Source organism: Streptomyces sp. NBC_00388 (genome assembly GCF_036061255.1).
GTDB lineage: Bacteria > Actinomycetota > Actinomycetes > Streptomycetales > Streptomycetaceae > Streptomyces.
Genome location: NZ_CP107948.1, coordinates 5,583,515 through 5,602,573 on the forward strand (window position 1 = coordinate 5,583,515; position 19,059 = coordinate 5,602,573).

At 70.7% G+C, this 19,059-nt stretch carries 16 protein-coding genes; 12 read left to right on the forward strand and 4 right to left on the reverse strand.

The genetic code is table 11. The features are described 5' to 3' along the window. Positions 1-101 precede the first annotated feature (101 nt). The 4 genes from OG917_RS25080 (at position 102) to mutM (ending at position 2,855) form a co-directional block, all read left to right on the forward strand. Positions 102-794 (forward strand): YceD family protein, encoded by a 693-nt coding sequence (locus OG917_RS25080; protein ID WP_328319859.1) that lies wholly within the window; start codon positions 102-104, stop codon positions 792-794. Positions 795-796: 2 nt separating this feature from the next. Next, positions 797-970, forward strand: a complete 174-nt coding sequence (gene rpmF, locus OG917_RS25085) for a 50S ribosomal protein L32 (RefSeq protein ID WP_030753522.1) — start codon at positions 797-799, stop codon at positions 968-970. Between the two features lie 19 nt (positions 971-989). After that, on the forward strand, positions 990-1,793 hold the full coding sequence (gene rnc, locus OG917_RS25090; RefSeq protein WP_328319860.1) for a ribonuclease III: 804 nt from the start codon (positions 990-992) through the stop codon (positions 1,791-1,793). 147 nt (positions 1,794-1,940) lie between these two features. Beyond that, positions 1,941-2,855 carry a bifunctional DNA-formamidopyrimidine glycosylase/DNA-(apurinic or apyrimidinic site) lyase gene (mutM, locus tag OG917_RS25095; protein ID WP_328319861.1) on the forward strand — a complete coding sequence of 305 codons (915 nt, stop codon included), beginning with the start codon at positions 1,941-1,943 and terminating at the stop codon, positions 2,853-2,855. Between the two features lie 69 nt (positions 2,856-2,924). Here mutM and OG917_RS25100 read toward each other — a convergent pair whose 3' ends face one another. Then, the gene (locus tag OG917_RS25100; RefSeq protein WP_328319862.1) at positions 2,925-3,821 is read right to left on the reverse strand and encodes a CAP domain-containing protein; all 897 of its coding nucleotides are present in this window, start codon (positions 3,819-3,821) and stop codon (positions 2,925-2,927) included. A gap of 134 nt (positions 3,822-3,955) precedes the next feature. Here OG917_RS25100 and OG917_RS25105 point away from each other — a divergent pair, with 134 nt between their 5' ends. From OG917_RS25105 to OG917_RS25120, 4 genes are all read left to right on the forward strand, one after another. Beyond that, positions 3,956-4,237 carry an acylphosphatase gene (locus tag OG917_RS25105; protein ID WP_328319863.1) on the forward strand — a complete coding sequence of 94 codons (282 nt, stop codon included), beginning with the start codon at positions 3,956-3,958 and terminating at the stop codon, positions 4,235-4,237. Between the two features lie 389 nt (positions 4,238-4,626). Continuing rightward, positions 4,627-4,842: a hypothetical protein gene (locus OG917_RS25110; RefSeq protein ID WP_164267867.1), complete on the forward strand. Its 216-nt coding sequence runs from the start codon at positions 4,627-4,629 to the stop codon at positions 4,840-4,842. Positions 4,843-5,045: 203 nt separating this feature from the next. Further along, complete coding sequence (locus tag OG917_RS25115; protein ID WP_328319864.1) at positions 5,046-8,789, forward strand: AAA family ATPase; 3,744 nt, start codon at positions 5,046-5,048, stop codon at positions 8,787-8,789. Between the two features lie 130 nt (positions 8,790-8,919). Continuing rightward, positions 8,920-10,338 (forward strand): sugar porter family MFS transporter, encoded by a 1,419-nt coding sequence (locus OG917_RS25120; protein WP_328319865.1) that lies wholly within the window; start codon positions 8,920-8,922, stop codon positions 10,336-10,338. Between the two features lie 24 nt (positions 10,339-10,362). Here the strand turns inward: OG917_RS25120 and OG917_RS25125 are convergent, their stop codons facing one another. Further along, the gene (locus OG917_RS25125; RefSeq protein WP_328319866.1) at positions 10,363-11,256 is read right to left on the reverse strand and encodes an LLM class flavin-dependent oxidoreductase; all 894 of its coding nucleotides are present in this window, start codon (positions 11,254-11,256) and stop codon (positions 10,363-10,365) included. A 149-nt stretch (positions 11,257-11,405) separates the two neighbouring features. Next, positions 11,406-12,869, reverse strand: a complete 1,464-nt coding sequence (locus OG917_RS25130) for a purine-cytosine permease family protein (RefSeq protein WP_328319867.1) — start codon at positions 12,867-12,869, stop codon at positions 11,406-11,408. 194 nt (positions 12,870-13,063) lie between these two features. Between OG917_RS25130 and ftsY the strand changes: the two genes are divergently transcribed. Continuing rightward, complete coding sequence (gene ftsY, locus OG917_RS25135) at positions 13,064-14,284, forward strand: signal recognition particle-docking protein FtsY (protein ID WP_328319868.1); 1,221 nt, start codon at positions 13,064-13,066, stop codon at positions 14,282-14,284. Positions 14,285-14,447: 163 nt separating this feature from the next. Here ftsY and OG917_RS25140 read toward each other — a convergent pair whose 3' ends face one another. Further along, positions 14,448-15,101 (reverse strand): bifunctional DNA primase/polymerase, encoded by a 654-nt coding sequence (locus OG917_RS25140; protein ID WP_328319869.1) that lies wholly within the window; start codon positions 15,099-15,101, stop codon positions 14,448-14,450. Between the two features lie 428 nt (positions 15,102-15,529). Between OG917_RS25140 and nsdA the strand changes: the two genes are divergently transcribed. The 3 genes from nsdA to OG917_RS25155 all read left to right on the forward strand — a co-directional run bounded on the left by nsdA (position 15,530) and on the right by OG917_RS25155 (position 19,017). Then, a complete protein-coding gene (gene nsdA / locus OG917_RS25145) occupies positions 15,530-17,005 on the forward strand; it encodes a transcriptional repressor NsdA (RefSeq protein ID WP_328319870.1) in 1,476 nt (491 codons plus the stop codon). A gap of 333 nt (positions 17,006-17,338) precedes the next feature. Further along, on the forward strand, positions 17,339-18,682 hold the full coding sequence (locus OG917_RS25150; RefSeq protein ID WP_328319871.1) for an ammonium transporter: 1,344 nt from the start codon (positions 17,339-17,341) through the stop codon (positions 18,680-18,682). Next, positions 18,679-19,017 carry a P-II family nitrogen regulator gene (locus tag OG917_RS25155; protein WP_327295004.1) on the forward strand — a complete coding sequence of 113 codons (339 nt, stop codon included), beginning with the start codon at positions 18,679-18,681 and terminating at the stop codon, positions 19,015-19,017. Before OG917_RS25150 ends, OG917_RS25155 begins: the two co-directional genes overlap by 4 nt. The last annotated feature ends 42 nt before the right edge of the window (positions 19,018-19,059 follow it).

The following is a 19,059-nucleotide window of genomic DNA, read 5'->3' on the forward strand; positions in this document are numbered from 1 at the left end:
CGATTGGGTCTACGGCGGCCGGTCCAGTATCCTGGCTCTTCGGTCGCCCGTACCTCCGCGATCCGTGCTGCCCGTTCCGATGGTCTCCGGACGTTCCCGACGTGGCGGCGCCTCACTCTCCATTCTTCAGCGATCCGAAAGCAGGAAGAGCCCTGAACGCCCGCCTCGACCACCGCAACCCCCTCGTGTTCGACACACACGAGCTGGGTCGGCGTCCCGGTGCGCTCCAGCGGCTTACCCGCTCGATCGCAGCCCCCGGTGACCTCGGCATCGAAGGGGTCATCGGAGTGCCGGAAGGCACTCCCGTAGAACTGCAGCTCCGCCTTGAGTCGGTCATGGACGGGGTGCTTGTCACAGGCACCGCCCGTTCGTCCGCCAAGGGGGAGTGCGTAAGGTGTCTGGAGCCGCTGCAGCGAGAGCTCGAAGCGGATTTCCAGGAGATGTTCTCGTACCCCGAAGCCGACGACAGGGGCCGCAGCAAGAAGGCGGACCCGGCTGACGCCGACGAAGAGGACGAGGAAATCACCCCCCTTGAGGACGGCTTGTTCGACCTCGAACCCGTGCTGCGTGATGCGGTGGTGCTCGCACTGCCGATGCAGCCGGTGTGCCGGGAGGATTGCGCCGGCCTGTGTTCCGAATGCGGAATCAGGCTCGACGACGAACCCGGCCACCACCATGACGCCGTCGACGCACGTTGGGCGGCGCTGCAGGGACTCGTCGGGACCGGCCAGGTCGACGAGAAGGACAACGTTGACGGCGCCGAACCTGGCGTCGACGAGAAGCAGGAGAAGTAGCCGTGGCTGTTCCGAAGCGGAAGATGTCGCGCAGCAACACGCGCCACCGCCGGTCGCAGTGGAAGGCTGCGGTCCCCACCCTGGTTGCGTGCGAGCGCTGCCAGGAGCCGAAGCTCCAGCACATCGCGTGCCCGAGCTGCGGCACCTACAACAAGCGCCAGGTCCTCGAGGTCTGAGCGGCTGGTGAGAGGCGCAATGTCTGACGTCAACAAGACGGACAATGCCTCGTCCCACACGCTTCTGGAAGGGCGGCTCGGGTACACACTCGAGTCCGCCCTTCTGGTGCGTGCGCTGACCCATCGTTCGTACGCGTACGAGAACGGCGGTCTGCCCACCAACGAGCGGCTGGAGTTCCTCGGGGACTCCGTGCTCGGCCTGGTGGTCACGGACACGCTCTATCGCACCCACCCCGATCTCCCGGAGGGCCAGCTGGCCAAGCTCCGGGCGGCGGTGGTCAACTCGCGTGCGCTCGCAGGGGTGAGCCGTGGGCTCGAACTCGGTCTCTTCATCCGGCTCGGCCGGGGCGAAGAAGGCACGGGCGGGCGGGACAAGGCGTCCATTCTCGCCGACACCCTGGAAGCGGTGATCGGCGCCGTCTATCTCGATCAGGGCCTCGAAGCGGCGTCCGAGCTGGTACACCGGCTCTTCGACCCCCTTATCGAGCTGTCCTCCAACCTCGGTGCGGGCCTGGACTGGAAGACCAGCCTCCAGGAACTCACCGCGAGCGAAGGCCTCGGGGTCCCGGAGTATCTGGTCAGTGAGACCGGTCCGGACCACGAGAAGACCTTCACCGCTGCCGCTCGCGTCGGTGGTGTCTCGTACGGCACCGGCACCGGCCGCAGCAAGAAGGAAGCGGAACAGCAGGCGGCGGAGTCCGCGTGGCGCGCGATCAGCGCCGCAGCGGAGGAGCGCGCGGTGGCGGCCGAGACCGCCCCCGCCGCCCACGAAGAGGACGCCGACACCTCTTCGGCTCCGGCCGCCGGCACGGCCTCGGCCTGACGCCGGTTCTTTCCCCGCCCGTCCCCTCCGGGGGGCGGGCGGTTCTTTTCATGGCGACCACACCGGTACTCCCGCTGGTGGCCGCCCCCCGAACAGCCCTTTCACCGGCCCTCACCGTTCACAGGTGAGCCACTCCTGAGGAGCAGCGTGCCCGAGTTGCCCGAGGTCGAAGTCGTCCGGCGAGGACTGGAACGCTGGGTCGCCGGCCGTACCGTCGCCGATGTGCAGGTGCTGCACCCCCGCGCGGTACGCCGTCACACGGCGGGCGGCGAGGACTTCGCCGCGTCCCTGCGCGGTCGCAGATTCGGTGTGGCCCGCCGCCGGGGGAAGTACCTCTGGCTGCCGCTGGCGGACACCCCCGGCGGGCCGGCCGGCCCCGGAGACGCGGCTGAGCCTGGGGGCGGGGCCGCGTACTCGGTCCTCGGCCATCTCGGCATGAGCGGGCAGCTCCTGGTCCAGCCCGAGAGCGCGGCCGACGAGAAGCATCTGCGGATCCGTATCCGGTTCGACGACATCGGGGGCACCGAGCTGCGCTTCGTGGACCAGCGGACCTTCGGCGGGCTCTCGCTGCACGCCAACACCCCGGACGGGCTGCCCGACGTCATCGCGCACATCGCCCGCGACCCGCTGGACGAGAAGTTCGACGACGGCGCCTTCCACGCGGCGCTGCGGCTGCGCCGTACCACCGTCAAGCGCGCCCTGCTCGACCAGTCGCTGATCAGCGGGGTCGGCAACATCTACGCGGACGAGGCGCTCTGGCGCACGCGGCTCCACTACGAGCGGCCCACCGCCACGCTCACCCGTCCCCGCACCGCGGAGCTGCTGGGCCACGTCAGGGACGTCATGAACCAGGCGCTCGCGGCCGGTGGCACCAGCTTCGACAGCCTGTACGTCAACGTGAACGGCGAATCCGGCTACTTCGACCGGTCGCTCGACGCCTACGGGCGCGAGGACGAGCCGTGCCACCGCTGCGGGACCCCCATGCGCCGCCGCCCCTGGATGAACCGGTCCAGCTACTTCTGCCCGCGCTGCCAGCGTCCGCCCGCGGGCTCGCGCGCCTGACCGGCGGGCACCCGGAGGGGGACGCTCAGCGGGGTGCCCGGCCGCGTGACCGTCCGGGTGGCCGGGCGCTCAGTACCCGAAGTCCTGCGTCCACCAGGGGCCGCCCGCACCGAAGTGCACACCGACGCCGAGCGTGGTGAAGTCGCAGTTCAGTATGTTCGCGCGGTGACCCGGGCTGTTCATCCAGGAGTTCATCACGGCAGCGGCGTCGGCCTGGCCCCGCGCGATGTTCTCGCCGCCGAGACCCTTCACGCCCGCCTTGTCCGCCCGGTCCCACGGGGTCGCTCCGTCGGGGTCGGTGTGGTCGAAGAACCCCCGCGACGCCATCTCGTCGCTGAAGGCCCCGGCCAGCGAGGCGAGGGACGCGTCGGCCTGCACCGGCCGGCAACCGGCCTGGGCCCGCTCCTGATTGACCAGGCTGAGCACCTTCGCGGCGGCCGCGCTCTCGGTGCTGGTGGCCGCTTTGGTGCGGGCCGACTCCAGGTGCCGGGGCGCCGCGGGGGCCGCAGCCGTGCGGGAGGCGGGCGGGCTGGGCGGCCCGCTGTGCGCGGCGGGGCTGCTCTTCTTCCGCTGCGACGGCACGGCGGAGGCCTTCGGCGTGTGCGGGGAGGGCGAGGCCGATGGGGCGTGTGCGCGGGTGGCGGCCGGGGCGGAGGGTGTGGACGGGGTGCCGGATGCGGGGGTGGCCGATGAGCCGCCCTGGGTCTGGAGGTCAGGTATGCCGTCGGCGCGGACCTGGTCGCTGCCGCCCGGCCCGCCCACGGTGTAGGTGCTTCCGCCGGGCAGTAGTCCCGAGGTCATCGCCACGGCGCCGACCGCGACGGCGGCCGACACCCCCAGCAGCCCGGTGCGCACAGGGGTGATGCCCCGGCCCTTGCCATGGGCCCCGTTCCGTCTCCGGCTCCCGGGGGCGGCCGGGTCGTCAACGGCGGCGGGTCCGGCGGCGGAGCGACTGTGGCGTCCCATGCGCGGTGCCTTTCCTCGTACTCGGCGTCGGCGTGCCTTCACCCGTCCAGGTGAAGCTCATTGGCCCCGGACTGTAGCCGATGGGGCATGGGGGCGAAGTGCTGCCTGTGCAATTGGCCGGTTAGCGTGCAGACATGAACGAAGATGTACGGCTCACCGCCTGGGTGCGCGGCAAGGTCCAGGGCGTCGGGTTCCGCTGGTTCACCAGGGCGAACGCGCTGCGGATCGGCGGGCTCACCGGATTCGCCCTCAATCTGGAGGACGGCAGGGTGCAGGTCGTCGCCGAGGGGCCGCGCGAGGGATGCGGACGTCTCCTGGAGTGGCTGAGGTCGTCCGACACACCCGGCCGTGTCGATGGTGTCACTGAGATCTGGGACACTCCGCGCCGGATCTACCAGAGCTTCGAGATCCGCTGAGGCGACCGTCCCGGCGGCGGCCGCAGCCCCGGATCGATCTGCCACCGGCCTGGGTGACGGGCAGAAAATGCCTGGTGGTTGCCAAGAAGCGCTCTCCGTGCCAGGCTGCCGCAGGAGGAATGATCTCCACGCCCCCTGGGCCCCGCAGGAGAGCCGCACCGGACATCGTCCGGCGTGCGCCCCCGGGTATGCCCATCGATACGGGGTGTGATCGTGTTGACCGTCAAACTTTTTGGTGAGACTCTGGAAGCCCCGCGCACCTCAGCTGCTCGGCAGCGCGAAACACAGAGAAACAGCACGAAGACAGAGGCTGCCGAGTTCCGCGGGTGCGATTCCCCCTACGACCCACCACTCTTCGGTCGGTCACTCAGTGTGGAGGACCATCCATCATGGCAAAGGCGCTTCTCGGTTACGTCGGCGGTTCCGACCCGCGACTTCTCTCCGAGATGCGACGGCTCCAGCAGCGCGTCCAGGATCTTGAGTCCGAGCTCGTACGGATTCAGTCCGAGAACGACGCGCTGGCCGCCGCAGTCCAGCACCACGGAGACTCGTTGCTCGACGGTATCGACATGGACGTACCCCAGGCGGAGCCTGCGCTCACCTGACCCGTACCCACCAGGGTACCGGGCGGGCTGATCCGTACAGCCGCTTGAGATCCACTGCGCAAGGATATGCAAGGGACGCTTCGGCGTCCCTTCTTTCTGTCCGCTTTCCCCCGGTCACGCACCGCCGTGAGTGCTTCACTACCGTCTGATGTGCCCTGCACCTTCGTGGGTGAAACCGGCCATGAAAGGTAGAGTCCGGCGGCGTGCACCTCAAGGCCATGACCCTGCGCGGGTTCAAATCCTTTGCCTCCGCGACCACCCTCCGGTTCGAGCCGGGCATCACCTGTGTCGTGGGCCCCAACGGATCCGGCAAGTCCAACGTGGTCGACGCGCTCTCCTGGGTGATGGGGGAGCAGGGGGCCAAGTCGCTGCGCGGCGGCAAGATGGAGGACGTCATCTTCGCCGGGACGACCGGCCGGCCGCCGCTCGGCCGCGCCGAGGTCTCCCTCACCATCGACAACTCCGACGGCGCGCTGCCCATCGAGTACGCGGAGGTCACCCTCACCCGGATCATGTTCCGCAACGGCGGCAGCGAGTACCAGATCAACGGCGACACCTGCCGTCTCCTCGACATCCAGGAACTGCTCTCGGACTCCGGGATCGGCCGGGAGATGCACGTCATCGTCGGCCAGGGACAGCTCGACTCCGTCCTGCACGCGGACCCGATGGGGCGCCGGGCCTTCATCGAGGAGGCCGCGGGGGTGCTCAAGCACCGCAAGCGCAAGGAGAAGGCGCTGCGGAAGCTGGACGCGATGCAGGCCAACCTCGCCCGTGTGCAGGACCTCACCGGCGAACTGCGGCGCCAGCTGAAGCCTCTGGGACGGCAGGCCGCGGTCGCCCGCCGTGCCGCCGTCATCCAGGCGGACCTCCGGGACGCCCGGCTGCGGCTGCTCGCCGACGACCTGGTGACGATGCGCCGGGCGCTGCGGACCGAGATCGCCGACGAGGCCGCGCTGAAGGAGCGCCGGGAGACGGCGGAGGCGGCGCTCAGGGCCGCGACATCGCGCGAGTCGGCGCTTGAGGACGAGGTGCGGCAGCTGGCACCGCGTCTCCAGCGCGCCCAGCAGACCTGGTACGAGCTGTCGCAGCTGGCCGAGCGGGTCCGCGGTACGGCCTCGCTCGCCGACGCGCGGGTGAAGAGCGCGTCCGCCGCCCCCGACGAGGAGCGCAGGGGACGTGATCCCGAGGACATGGAGCGCGAGGCCGCCAGGATCCGCGAGCAGGAGGCGGAGCTGGAGGCCGCACTGGAGTCCGCCGAGCGCGCGCTGGAGGACACGTCGGCGCACCGGGCCGAGCTGGAACGGGAGCTGGCCGCCGAGGAGCGCGGGCTCAGGGACGCAGCCCGCGCCATCGCCGACCGGCGCGAAGGCCTCGCCCGGCTGAGCGGGCAGGTCAACGCGGCCCGCAGCAGGGCGGGTTCGGCGCAGGCGGAAATCGACCGGCTCGCCGAGGCGCGGGACGGAGCGCAGGAGCGCGCCGCCGCCGCCCAGCAGGAGTACGAGCAGCTCAAGGCCGAGGTCGACGGTCTCGACGCCGGGGACGAGGAGCTCGCAGGCCGGCACAGCGCAGCGAAGGCCACGCTGGCCGGGGCGGAGGCCGGACTCACCGCTGCCCGGGAGGCCGCCACGGAGGCCGAGCGCGAGCGCGCCGCACTGACCGCCCGGCACGAGGCGCTGGCGCTCGGCCTGCGCCGCAAGGACGGCACCGGCGCCCTGCTCGGAGCCGACGACCGTCCGGCCGGTCTGCTGGGGCCGGTGGCCGAGCTCCTGACGGTGGCCGCCGGGTACGAGGTCCCGGTGGCCGCGGCGCTGGGGGTGGCGGCCGACGCTCTCGCGGTGCGCGATACGGCGACGGCGGCCGACGCGATCCGGCTGCTGCGCAAGCAGGACGCGGGCCGTGCGACGCTGCTGCCCGGGACAGCGCCCGTACCGCTGCGGGAGCCCGGCACCGGCGGCCTGCCCGGCCAGGTCCGCTCGCCCGCCCAGGGCCCGGGAGGGGCGGCCGGCGCCCCGGCGGTGGAGCCGGAGCCGTGGGAGTCCCGGCAGGCCGAAGGCGCCGGGACCATCCCGGGGGGCCGGGCCGGCGGCGGCTCGTCTCCGTACGCCGGGTCCGCGCAGGGCCCCGGCCACGCGGCGGTCGCTGTCGCCGCACCCCTCGCGGTCGATCTCGTCGGCGGCCCGGCCGGACTGCTGCCCGCGGTACGCCTGCTGTTGCGCGACATCGTGGTCGTCGGGACGCTCGAAGACGCCGAGGAGCTGATCGCCCGCCGGCCCGGTCTCACCGCGGTGACCGCCGAAGGCGACGTCCTGGGCGCACATTTCGCACACGGCGGGTCCGCCGGTGCGCCCAGCCTCCTTGAGGTCCAGGCCTCCGTGGACGAGGCCGCCGCCGGGCTGGACGAGCTGGCCGTACGGTGCGAGGAGCTGGCCGGTGCGCAGCACGCCGCGGCCGTCCGGCGCGGGGAGTGCGCTGCGCTCGTCGACGAGCTGGCGGAGCTGCGCCGCGTCGCCGACCGGCAGAAGTCCGGTGTCGCCCAGCAGCTCGGGCGACTCGCGGGCCAGGCGCGGGGCGCCGCGGGCGAGGCCGAGCGCTCGGCGTCCGCCGCCGCCAAGGCGCAGGAGGCCCTGGAGCGTGCGACCGCCGAGGCCGGCGAGCTGGCCGAGCGGCTGCTGGTGGCCGAGGAGGCCCCCATGGAGGAGGAGCCGGACACGTCGGTACGGGACCGGCTCGCCGCCGACGGGGCCAACGCCCGGCAGACCGAGATGGAGGCCAGGCTCCAGGCCCGTACCCATGAGGAGAGGGTCAAGGGGCTCGCTGGGCGGGCCGAAGCACTCGACCGGGGAGCGCGCGCCGAGCGCGAGGCCCGGGCGCGCGCCGAGCAGCGCCGCGCCCGGCTGCGCCACGAGGCCGCTGTCGCTTCGGCGGTCGCGGACGGGGCACGTCAGCTGCTCGCCCGTGTGGAGGTGTCCCTGGTCCGTGCCGAGCAGGAGCGGGCCGCCGCCGATGCGGCGAAAGCCGGGCGCGAGCAGGAGCTGGCCGCCGAGCGGAACCGGGGCCGCGAGCTCAAGGCCGAACTCGACCGGCTCACCGACTCGGTGCACCGGGGCGAGGTGCTCGGGGCCGAGAAGCGGATGCGGATCGAGCAGCTGGAGACCAGGGCGCTGGAGGAGCTGGGTGTGGAGCCCGCAGGGCTGGTGGCCGACTACGGCCCGGACCAGCCGGTGCCGCCGTCCCCGGCGGCCGATGGGGAGGAGCTGCCCGGTGATCCGGACCATCCGCGGAATCAGCCGGTCCCGTTCGACAGGGCCGGGCAGGAGAAGCGGCTCAGGTCGGCCGAACGGGCGTACCAGCAACTCGGGAAGGTGAATCCGCTCGCCCTTGAGGAGTTCTCCGCGCTGGAGGAGCGGCACAAGTTCCTCTCCGAGCAGCTGGAGGACCTCAAGAAGACGCGGGCCGACCTCCTGCTGGTGGTCAAGGAGGTCGACGAACGCGTCGAGCAGGTCTTCACCGAGGCGTACCGGGACACGGCACGGGAGTTCGAGGGGGTCTTCGCGCGGCTCTTTCCCGGCGGCGACGGACGGCTGGTCCTCACCGACCCCGGCAACATGCTGACCACCGGAGTGGATGTGGAGGCCCGGCCGCCGGGCAAGAAGGTCAAGCGTCTCTCCCTGCTCTCCGGCGGGGAGCGGTCGCTGACCGCGGTGGCCCTGCTGGTGTCGATCTTCAAGGCCAGGCCCAGTCCCTTCTATGTGATGGACGAGGTGGAGGCCGCGCTGGACGACACCAACCTGCAGCGGCTGATCCGGATCATGGAGGAGCTCCAGGAGAGCTCCCAGCTCATCGTGATCACCCACCAGAAGCGGACGATGGAGGTCGCCGACGCCCTCTACGGCGTCTCCATGCAGGGCGACGGGGTCTCCAAGGTGATCAGCCAGCGCCTGCGCTGAACCGCGCAGGGCGGGTCTGAGTACCCCTCAGGCGGAGTACTCCCCAAGTGGTGCCCGCACGGAAGCTGTGCGCAACTGGAGGGGCTCGTACCCCCATGGCCCTCATCGCGGACGGGCCCGAGGAGCTCATGTGACCAGCACGGCGAACACACCGCAGGCCGGAGGCAGCCCCGCTGCCCCGGAGCATCTCGCCCACGTCGTCTTCATCACGGCGGCGGCCGCGATGGGCGGATTCCTGTTCGGCTACGACAGCTCGGTGATCAACGGGGCCGTCGAGGGGATCCGCGGTAAGTACGACGTCGGTTCGGCGACGCTCGCCCAGGTCATCGCCGTCGCCCTGATCGGCTGTGCGATCGGCGCGGCGACAGCGGGCCGTATCGCCGACCGCATCGGGCGTATCCGCTGCATGCAGATCGCGGCCGTGCTGTTCACCATCAGCGCCGTGGGTTCCGCACTTCCCTTCGCCCTGTGGGACCTGGCCCTCTGGCGCATCATCGGCGGTTTCGGCATCGGGATGGCCTCGGTCATCGGGCCTGCCTACATCGCCGAGGTCTCCCCGCCCGCGTACCGCGGCCGGCTCGGGTCCTTCCAGCAGGCGGCGATCGTCATCGGTATCGCCATCTCGCAGCTCGTCAACTACGGCATTCTCCAGACCGCGAACGGCAATCAGCGCGGGAAGCTCCTGGGCGTCGAGGCCTGGCAGCTCATGCTCGGTGTCATGGTGATCCCGGCGGTCATCTACGGTCTCCTCTCCTTCGCGATCCCCGAGTCGCCGCGCTATCTGATCTCGGCGGGCAAGGTGGAACGGGCCAGGAAGGTGCTGGCCGAGGTGGAGGGCGAGCACATCGATCTCGACGCCCGGGTGGGGGAGATCCAGCTCGCCATGAAGCGCGAGCACAAGTCGACGTTCAAGGACCTGCTGGGCGGCGGCTTCTACTTCAAACGCATCGTCTGGATCGGTATCGGCCTCTCGGCCTTCCAGCAACTGGTCGGCATCAACGTCGCCTTCTACTACTCCGCGACCCTGTGGCAGTCGGTGGGCATCGACCCGTCGACCTCGTTCCTCTACTCGTTCACCACGTCCATCATCAACATCATCGGCACCGTCGTCGCCATGGTCCTCGTCGACCGGATCGGCCGCCGGCCGCTGGTGCTGATCGGTTCCGTGGGCATGGTCATCGGGCTCGCGCTGGAAGCCTGGGCGTTCTCGTACCACCTCGTCGGCGGCAAGCTGCCGACCCTCCAGGGCTGGGTGGCGCTCGTCGCCGCCCACTGGTTCGTGTTCTTCTTCGCGATGTCGTGGGGTGTCGTCGTCTGGGTCTTCCTCGGTGAGATGTTCCCGAACAAGATCCGTGCCGCCGCGCTCGGGGTGGCCGCGTCGGCCCAGTGGATCGCCAACTGGGCGATCACGGCCAGCTTCCCGAGCCTCTCGGACTGGAACCTCTCGGCGACGTACGTCATTTACACCTGCTTCGCCGTGCTCTCCATCCCCTTCGTGCTGCTCTTCGTGAAGGAGACCAAGGGCAAGACGCTGGAGGAGATGGGCTGAGGGCCGCCCCGGTACGGCCCGCGCTCAGCTCTTGAGGCGGGGCAGCACCCGTTCGGCGAAGAGCTGCAGGCTGCGCCAGCCCTCGTCCACCGGTATCCCGCCGCACAGCGGATGCAGGACGAGGCTCCCGGCGCCGCCCCCGGCCAGGGCCACGCACGCGTCCGGTGTGACGATCCGGTAGACACCCTCCGCGCGCAGCTCCCCGACCGTCTCCGCCGCCGACCGGACGGCGGAGCGGATGTCCGGGGACTGCCAGGAGGAGTAGGTGCGGGCCTCGTGCAGGAAGTGCGTGCCGTACTCGGCCCACGCCCGGTCGGGGTCCTCGGCGATGTGCAGCAGGGGGGTCTCGGCCTCCGGCATCATGCAGAAACCCTCGGTCCCGTGTTCCGCGCGCTGCTGGTGGTAGTACGCCTCCAGCTCCGGCAGATGCGCGCTCGGGAACAGCGGCAGCCCCAGCCGCGCCGCCCGGCGGGCCGCCGCCCGCGAGGAGCCGCCGACGATCAGCAACGGGTGGGGCCGCGTGTACGGGGCCGGGGTGACCCGGACCGTACGCCCGCGGTACGCGAACGGCTCACCGGTCCACGCGGACAACAGGGTTTCGAGCAGCTCGTCCTGGAGCCTGCCGCGCCGGCCCCATTCGACGCCCTGCCGCGCGTACTCCTCGGGCCGGTAGCCGATGCCCGCCACCGTGGCCAGCCGCCCCGCGCCGATCAGGTCGAGGACGGCGATGTCCTCCGCCAGGCGCAGCGGGTCGTAGAGCGGGCCGATGATCGCGGAGACGGTGACCGCGATCCTGCGGGTCGCCCCGAGCAAGGAGCCCGCGAAGACGAAGGGGGAGGGCAGCCAGTTGTTGCCGGTGCCGTGGTGCTCCTCGGTCTGCACGGTGTCGACACCGCGGTCGTCGGCGTACGCGGCCATCTCCAGGGCGGTGCGGTAGCGCGCGGAGAGCGAATCGGGGGTCGCCCGCGGATCGACGAGGTTGAGCCTGACGACGCTGAAGGCCGTGACGCGAAAATCCCCCTCCGCCGGGTCGGGGCCGGCGAAGGGGGACAGTAGCTGACGTAGCGTCAGATAGGTAGGGTCGCGGGCTCCCGGTCCGAGTCCGGGCCCTGCGTGCCGGTCCGCGCCTCCGGCTTCGGCAGTACGGCGTAGAGCAGGCCGGAGACCAGGATGGTGACCACCCAGCCGAGGCCGTTGCGGCCGAGCCAGCTGTCCGCGAACGGACCGCTGAACCAGGCGGAGCCGGCCGTGCCCGCCGTGGTGAACAGCATTCCGGTGATCAGCGCGGCGAGCCACGCGACGACGGCGGCGGGGCTGAAACCGCCGCGGTACCAGTAGGCGCTGGTCCTGGTGGTGTTCATCAGGGCTGCCGGGTCGTAGCTGCGGCCGAGCAGCATGTCGGCGCCGAAGACCCCGATCCAGGCGGAGAAGGCCACGGCCAGCAGGGACAGGAACGCGACGAAGGAGCCGAGGAAGCTCGTCGCGGCCAGCATCAGGACCAGTCCGAGCACCACGCTGATCACGGCGTTCACCGAGACCGCCCAGGCGCGCTGCACCTTGATGCCCAGCGTCAGCGCCGTGAAGCCAGCCGAGTACATCGACATCGCGTTGATCAGCACCATACCGACCACCGCGATCAGCAGATACGGCACCGCGATCCACATCGGCAGGACCTTGCCCAGGAAGGAGACCGGGTCGGATGCGTTCGCGAGGTCAGGGGTGGAGACCGCCATCACGGCGCCCATCAGCACCATCGGCAGGACGACGATGCCCGCGCCGCCGATCGAGGCGCCGATCATGCCGCCGCCGGAGGAGCGCCGCGGCAGGTACCGCGCGAAGTCGGGCCCGGACGGGACCCAGCTCAGGCCGCCCGCCGCGATCAGGCCTATGCCCGCGATCAGGGACGCGGTGGTACCGGCCGGCTTGGCGAAGACGGCCGACCAGTCGGTGTCGGCGATCAGATAGACCAGCACCAGCACGGAGAAGATCCCGAAGAGGTACGTGGACCACTTGTTGCACAGGTGCAGGGCGTTGATGCCGAGACCCGAGATCAGGAAGGTCGCGGCGACGAACAGCAGCAGGGTCACGACGATCAGCGGGGTGCTGCTGTGGATGCCGAAGCAGATGTCCAGCACGGTGAGCAGCGCGTACGCACCGGTCACCGCGTTGATCGTCTCCCAGCCCCAGCGGGCGATCCAGATGAGCGATCCGGGCAGCAGGTTGCCGCGCTGGCCGAAGACCGCGCGGGACAGGGCCATGCCGGGAGCGCCGCCGCGCTTGCCCGCGATGCTGATGAACCCGACCAGCCCGTAACTGATGACCGGGGCCACGAAGGCGGCGATCAGCGCCTGCCAGAAGTTGAGCTTGTCGGCGACGACCAGACTCGCGCCCATCGCGAGCAGCAGCACACTGATGTTGGCGGCGACCCAGGTCGGGATCAGGTCGCGGACACGGCCTTTGCGTTCATTGTCCGGGACGGGTTCGAGACCGCGGGTCTCCACCGCGCCTTCGACGTCGGAGGCGTGTGGCATGGGGTACTCCGTGCACGTGTGAGGGGAGTTGGGGACGAGGGGGGAGAAGAATGTGACGCGCGTAGATAGCGACATCATGGTAGGGCCGCCGGGAAAATTTCAAATAGAGGATTTAGTCCCTTGTGCGATCCCACGAAGGTGCGTCCGGCCGGGCTGTGACCGATCGCCGAGCCGTGACTGATACTGGGTGGGTTATGGAAATCGTCATCCTTGCCGTAGTCATCGCCCTGGTCGCTGTCGGCGCGATCAGCGGGCTCGTGGTCAGCAGCCGCAAGAAGAAGCAGCTGCCCACGGCACCGCCGAGTGCGCCGACCATCACAGCGCCGCCCGCCGAACCCCAGGTCGGCGAGGACGCTGCCCCACCGCGCGACGAGTCGCGCCGCACCATCGAGGAGGTTGACCTCCCGCCGGCCGACGAGGCGGCGGGAGCCCCTGTCGCCGTCGAGGACCCGGTCGTCGCGGAGCCCGTCGCCCCGCAGATCGAGATCCCGGAACCGACCGAGGGGCGCCTGGTACGGCTGCGCACCCGGCTCGCCCGCTCGCAGAACTCGCTCGGCAAGGGACTGCTCACCCTGCTGTCCCGGGACAACCTCGACGAGGAGACCTGGGAGGAGATCGAGGACACCCTGCTCACGGCCGATGTCGGGGTCGCGCCCACCCAGGAGCTGGTCGAGCGCCTGCGTGAGCGGGTCAGGGTGCTCGGCACCCGTACACCGCAGGATCTGCGCGCGCTGCTGCGCGAGGAGCTGCTGCACCTGGTCGGTACGGAGTTCGACCGTGAGGTCAGGACCGAGGGCGGCCTGGAGACCCCGGGTGTCGTCATGGTCGTCGGAGTCAACGGCACCGGCAAGACCACCACCACGGGAAAGCTCGCCCGCGTCCTGGTGGCCGACGGCCGCAGCGTGGTGCTCGGCGCGGCCGACACCTTCCGTGCCGCCGCCGCCGACCAGCTCCAGACCTGGGGCGAACGGGTCGGCGCCCGCACGGTGCGCGGTCCCGAGGGCGGCGACCCCGCGTCGATCGCCTTCGACGCGGTGAAGGAAGGCATCAAGGAGGGCGCCGACGTCGTCCTCATCGACACGGCCGGACGGCTGCACACCAAGACCGGCCTGATGGACGAGCTCGGCAAGGTCAAGCGGGTCGTGGAGAAGCACGGGCCGATGGACGAGGTGCTGCTCGTCCTGGACGCCACGACCGGGCAGAACGGCCTGGTGCAGGCGCGGGTCTTCGCCGAGGTGGTGTCCATCACCGGCATCGTGCTGACCAAGCTGGACGGCACCGCCAAGGGCGGCATCGTCATCGCTGTCCAGCGCGAGCTGGGCGTGCCGGTCAAGCTGGTGGGCCTCGGCGAGGGCCCGGACGACCTGGCGCCGTTCGAGCCCGAGGCGTTCGTGGACGCCCTGGTCGGGGAGTGAACCGTACCGCCCGCTGATCCGGCGGGCGGTACCAGGAGCCGGGACACACCGGACCCGGAGAAGCGCGAAGGGCCCCGCCGCACGGTGCAGGTGCGGCGGGGCCCTTCGCGCTGTCCCGTACCGACGCCGGTCGGCACGGGAGTGCGGGCGCACCCCGGGCGGGTCAGGCCGGAAGGTGGCGGTGGCAGATGTACGCGAGGGTGCCCAGCAGCAGCCGGGCCTGGGGCGGGCTGGCTGTCTCCAGCGACGGAGGGCGCAGCCAGCGGGCCGGTCCCAGGCCCGCGTGGTTCGACGGCGGGGCGGTGATGTGCTCACCCGGGCCCATCCCGTGCAGGTCGAGGTCCGCGTCGTCCCAGCCCATCCGGTAGAGCAGCTCGGGGAGTTCGCGGGCGGCCCCGGGGGCGACGAAGAACTGGGCCCGGCCGTCCGGTGTGGCGCTCACCGGGCCGAGCGGCAGTCCCATCCGCTCCATCCGGATCAGGGCGGTGCGCCCCGCGGGCTCGGCGACATCGATGATGTCGAAGCAGCGGCCCACCGGCAGCAGCACCGCGGCCCCCGGCGTCAGGGACCAGGCTCTGGACGCCTCTCCGAGAGTGGCGCCTGCGGGCACCTCGGGTGCGAACCCGAGTGGATGTGCGCCCGGTGAGGCGCACCCGGCCTCGCCGCAGGAGCAGTTGCCCGCCGCCGCGCGTGCGCCCGGGACCACGTCCCAGCCCCAGAGCCCGGTGAACTCGGCCACCGTCGTGCACTCCGATGTGCGGCCGCGACGCCGGGTGCCGGAGCGGATGTCCCGGATGCCGCCGATAGTGAAGCCCATGCCCCCTCCAACGGGTCGTGCGCGCCGGTGGTTACGACCTGGAGTCTCTCCGTCACCCTGTGTCGCAAACACCCTGGTCGGGGAGGCGTGGGGGGACGTTGGGGGTGGCGCGGCGCGGCTCGCGCGCCCCGGCGTGCATCGCTCCACCCGAACCTGATCGTCGGGTGTCAAGTGAATCGCGCCTGGCGGCAGGCGCGTTCATCCGTAGGGGTGGCGAATGGTGGCGTTTCCGGGATCGCCCTCGCCGGGCGCGTGATCGTAGGATTACTTTCGGTGCATGAACCCTCGGGTCGGATGCACTCACGGGTATGCCGGAGGCAAGCCGGTTTTCTGTTCGACGGGCCGCAAGCGCCGGACAGCGAACCTCAACTCACGGCATTCTGATATGGGTTGGCGTAATCAGGCTTCGGCGGGATGGGGGCGTTCCAGTGGGCGGCAGTGGCGACGGCGAGACGAGTGCCGGCAAGCGCCCGAACGAGCGGCTCGGCTCGTGGTTCGTACGCAGCGGCTGGTCCAAGGGCGAGCTGGCACGCCAGGTCAACCGCAGGGCCCGGCAGATGGGCGCCCACCACATCAGCACCGACACCTCACGCGTGCGGCGCTGGCTCGACGGAGAGCAGCCGCGCGAGCCGATCCCGCGCATCCTCTCCGAGCTCTTCTCCGAGCGTTTCGGCAGCGTCGTCGCCATCGAGGACCTGGGGTTGCGCGCGGCGCACCAGTCGCCCTCGGTCTCCGGCGTCGACATGCCCTGGGCGGGCCCGCAGACGGTCTCGCTGCTCAGTGAGTTCTCGCGCAGCGACCTCATGCTCGCCCGGCGCGGCTTCCTCGGCTCCTCGCTCGCCCTGGCCGCAGGCCCGACGCTCATCGAGCCGATGCAGCGCTGGCTGGTGCCCACCCCCGCGGGCGAGCCCGCGGCCGAGCTGCCCGCCGACCACGCGCGGCGCCCCTCCAGGCTCTCGGCACCCGAACTCGAACTGCTGGAGTCCACCACGGCGATGTTCCGCCAGTGGGACGCCCAGTGCGGCGGCGGGCTGCGTCGCAAGGCGGTCGTCGGCCAGCTGCACGAGGTGACGGACCTGCTCCAGGAGCCGCAGCCGGGGACCACGTCGAAGCGGCTCTTCCGGTGCGCCGCCGAACTGGCCGAGCTGGCCGGGTGGATGAGTTACGACGTCGGCCTCCAGCCCACGGCCCAGAAGTACTTCGTGCTCGCCCTGCACGCGGCCAAGGAGGCCGGCGACAAGCCCCTCGGCTCGTACATCCTGTCCTCGATGAGCCGTCAGATGATCCATCTGGGCCGTCCCGACGACGCCCTGGAACTGGTCCATCTCGCCCAGTACGGAAGCCGCGAGTGCGCCACCCCCCGCACCCAGGCGATGCTGTATGCGATGGAGGCGCGCGCCTACGCCAACATGGGCCAGCCGAGCAAGTGCAAACGAGCCGTGCGGATGGCCGAGGACACCTTCTCCGACGCGGGCGTCGACGGCGAGCCCGAGCCGGACTGGATCCGCTTCTTCTCCGAGGCCGAGCTGAACGGCGAGAACGGCCACTCGTTCCGCGACCTCGCCTACGTGGCGGGCCGCAGCCCCACCTACGCCTCGCTCGCCGAGCCGGTCATCGACACCGCGGTCTCGCTCTTCGAGAAGGACGAGGAACACCAGCGTTCGTACGCCCTGAACCTGGTCGGCATGGCCACCGTGCACCTGCTGAAGCGGGAACCGGAGCAGTCCACCTCCTTCGCCGCCCAGGCCCTGCACATCGCCACGCGGGTCCGCTCCGAGCGCGTCAACACCAGGCTCCGCAAGACCGTCGACACGGCGGTCAGGAACTTCGGCGACGTCCCGGAGGTCATCGACCTCACCGAACGTCTCGCCGTACAGCTGCCCGAGACCGCCGAAGCGGTCTGACGCGGTACGCGGCGCCGCACCACAGCAGGACCCCAGGCCCCGGCCACGACGGCTCACCCCGTGATGCCCGACTCGGCTCCCCCATGCCAGGTCAACAGGGGGCAGCCGTCGTGGCCGGTTCTCGACCGCACGGTGACGCGGGGCAGCCGGCCCCCGGGCCGCAGCGCGTCATCCGCGTGTAACACGTACCGCCTCTTCGTCACTGCGGCGAAACATCGCACGGCATCGGCGGAAACGGCGTGGCGCCAGTCTCTGAGCCATGACCGGCCGCTGTACCGCCGTACCCCACAGACCCCGCCCGCAGGTGGCCGCACCGACGACGAGGAGACGCCGATGCCCTCAGGCATCATGACCCTTGCTGCAGAAGCCCCGAAGCTGTCTTCCGCCAACACCGGGTTCATGCTCATCTGCTCCGCCCTGGTGATGGTCATGACACCCGGCCTGGCCTTCTTCTACGGAGGCATGGTCCGGGTCAAATCCACCCTGAACATGCTGATGATGAGTTTCATCAGCCTCGGGATCGTCACGATCCTCTGGGTGCTCTACGGATTCAGCATCGCCTTCGGATCGAGCAACGGTTTCTTCGGCTGGTCCAAGGACTACTTCGGACTCAGCGGCATCGGACTGACCGAGCTGTGGCCGGGCTACACCATCCCGGTCTACGTCTTCGCCGTCTTCCAGCTGATGTTCGCGATCATCACCCCGGCACTGATCAGCGGTGCGCTGGCCGACCGGGTGAAGTTCACCGCGTGGTCGCTGTTCATCGTGCTCTGGGTGACGGTCGTCTACTTCCCGGTCGCGCACTGGGTCTGGGCGTCCGACGGCTGGCTCTTCAAGAAGGGCGTCATCGACTTCGCAGGCGGCACGGCGGTCCACATCAACGCCGGCGCCGCGGCCCTCGGCGTCATCCTGGTCATCGGCAAGCGCGTCGGCTTCAAGAAGGACCCGATGCGCCCGCACAGCCTCCCGCTGGTGATGCTCGGCGCCGCCCTCCTGTGGTTCGGCTGGTTCGGCTTCAACGCCGGATCGTGGCTGGGCAACGACGACGGCGTCGGCGCGGTGATGTTCGTCAACACCCAGGTCGCCACCGCTGCCGCGATGCTGGCCTGGCTCGCCTACGAGAAGTTCCGCCACGGCTCCTTCACCACACTCGGCGCGGCGTCCGGCGCGGTCGCCGGGCTGGTCGCCATCACCCCGTCCGGCGGCGCGGTCAGCCCGCTCGGGGCCATCGCGATCGGTGCCATCGCCGGTGTGCTGTGCGCCATGGCCGTCGGCCTCAAGTACCGCTTCGGCTTCGACGACTCGCTCGATGTCGTCGGCGTCCACATGGTCGGCGGGGTCGCCGGCTCCCTGCTCATCGGCTTCTTCGCCACCGGCGGGGTGCAGTCCGACGTGGCGGGCGTCTTCTACGGCGGCGGCTTCCACCAGCTCGGCATCCAGGCCATCGGGGTCTTCTCCGTCCTCGGCTACTCACTCGTCGCCTCGGCCGTCCTCGCCTTCCTGATCGACAAGGCCATGGGGATGCGGGTCACCGAGGACACCGAGGTCGCCGGTATCGACCAGGACGAACACGCCGAGACGGCATACGACTACAGCGGAGCGGGCGGCGGCTCGCGTACCGCACCGCCCGCCTCCGCCGCGGTGGCGGGCCCCGTGAACAAGAAGGTGGACGTATGAAGCTCATCACCGCGGTCGTGAAGCCCCACCGGCTCGACGAGATCAAGGAGGCCCTGCAGGCCTTCGGCGTCCAGGGACTCACGGTCACCGAGGCCAGCGGCTACGGCCGCCAGCGCGGTCACACCGAGGTCTACCGCGGCGCCGAGTACACCGTGGACCTGGTGCCCAAGATCCGCATCGAGGTCCTGGCCGAGGACGCGGACGCCGAACAGCTCATCGACGTGGTGGTGAAAGCCGCCAGGACCGGCAAGATCGGTGACGGCAAGGTCTGGAGCGTCCCGGTCGAGACAGCGATCCGGGTCAGGACCGGCGAACGCGGCCCTGACGCGCTCTGAACGACGAGAGACAGGAACTGCCGGGTGACGAGTGCCGACGAG

Excerpts from the sequence above, each read along its gene's own strand:
- rnc (WP_328319860.1), top strand. The coding sequence starts at position 990 with ATGTCTGACGTCAACAAGACGGACAATGCCTCGTCCCACACGCTTCTG.
- OG917_RS25100 (WP_328319862.1), bottom strand. The coding sequence starts at position 3,821 with ATGGGACGCCACAGTCGCTCCGCCGCCGGACCCGCCGCCGTTGACGAC.
- OG917_RS25105 (WP_328319863.1), top strand. The coding sequence starts at position 3,956 with ATGAACGAAGATGTACGGCTCACCGCCTGGGTGCGCGGCAAGGTCCAG.
- OG917_RS25110 (WP_164267867.1), top strand. The coding sequence starts at position 4,627 with ATGGCAAAGGCGCTTCTCGGTTACGTCGGCGGTTCCGACCCGCGACTT.
- OG917_RS25125 (WP_328319866.1), bottom strand. The coding sequence starts at position 11,256 with ATGGCCGCGTACGCCGACGACCGCGGTGTCGACACCGTGCAGACCGAG.
- OG917_RS25130 (WP_328319867.1), bottom strand. The coding sequence starts at position 12,869 with ATGCCACACGCCTCCGACGTCGAAGGCGCGGTGGAGACCCGCGGTCTC.
- ftsY (WP_328319868.1), top strand. The coding sequence starts at position 13,064 with ATGGAAATCGTCATCCTTGCCGTAGTCATCGCCCTGGTCGCTGTCGGC.
- OG917_RS25140 (WP_328319869.1), bottom strand. The coding sequence starts at position 15,101 with ATGGGCTTCACTATCGGCGGCATCCGGGACATCCGCTCCGGCACCCGG.
- OG917_RS25150 (WP_328319871.1), top strand. The coding sequence starts at position 17,339 with ATGCCCTCAGGCATCATGACCCTTGCTGCAGAAGCCCCGAAGCTGTCT.
- OG917_RS25155 (WP_327295004.1), top strand. The coding sequence starts at position 18,679 with ATGAAGCTCATCACCGCGGTCGTGAAGCCCCACCGGCTCGACGAGATC.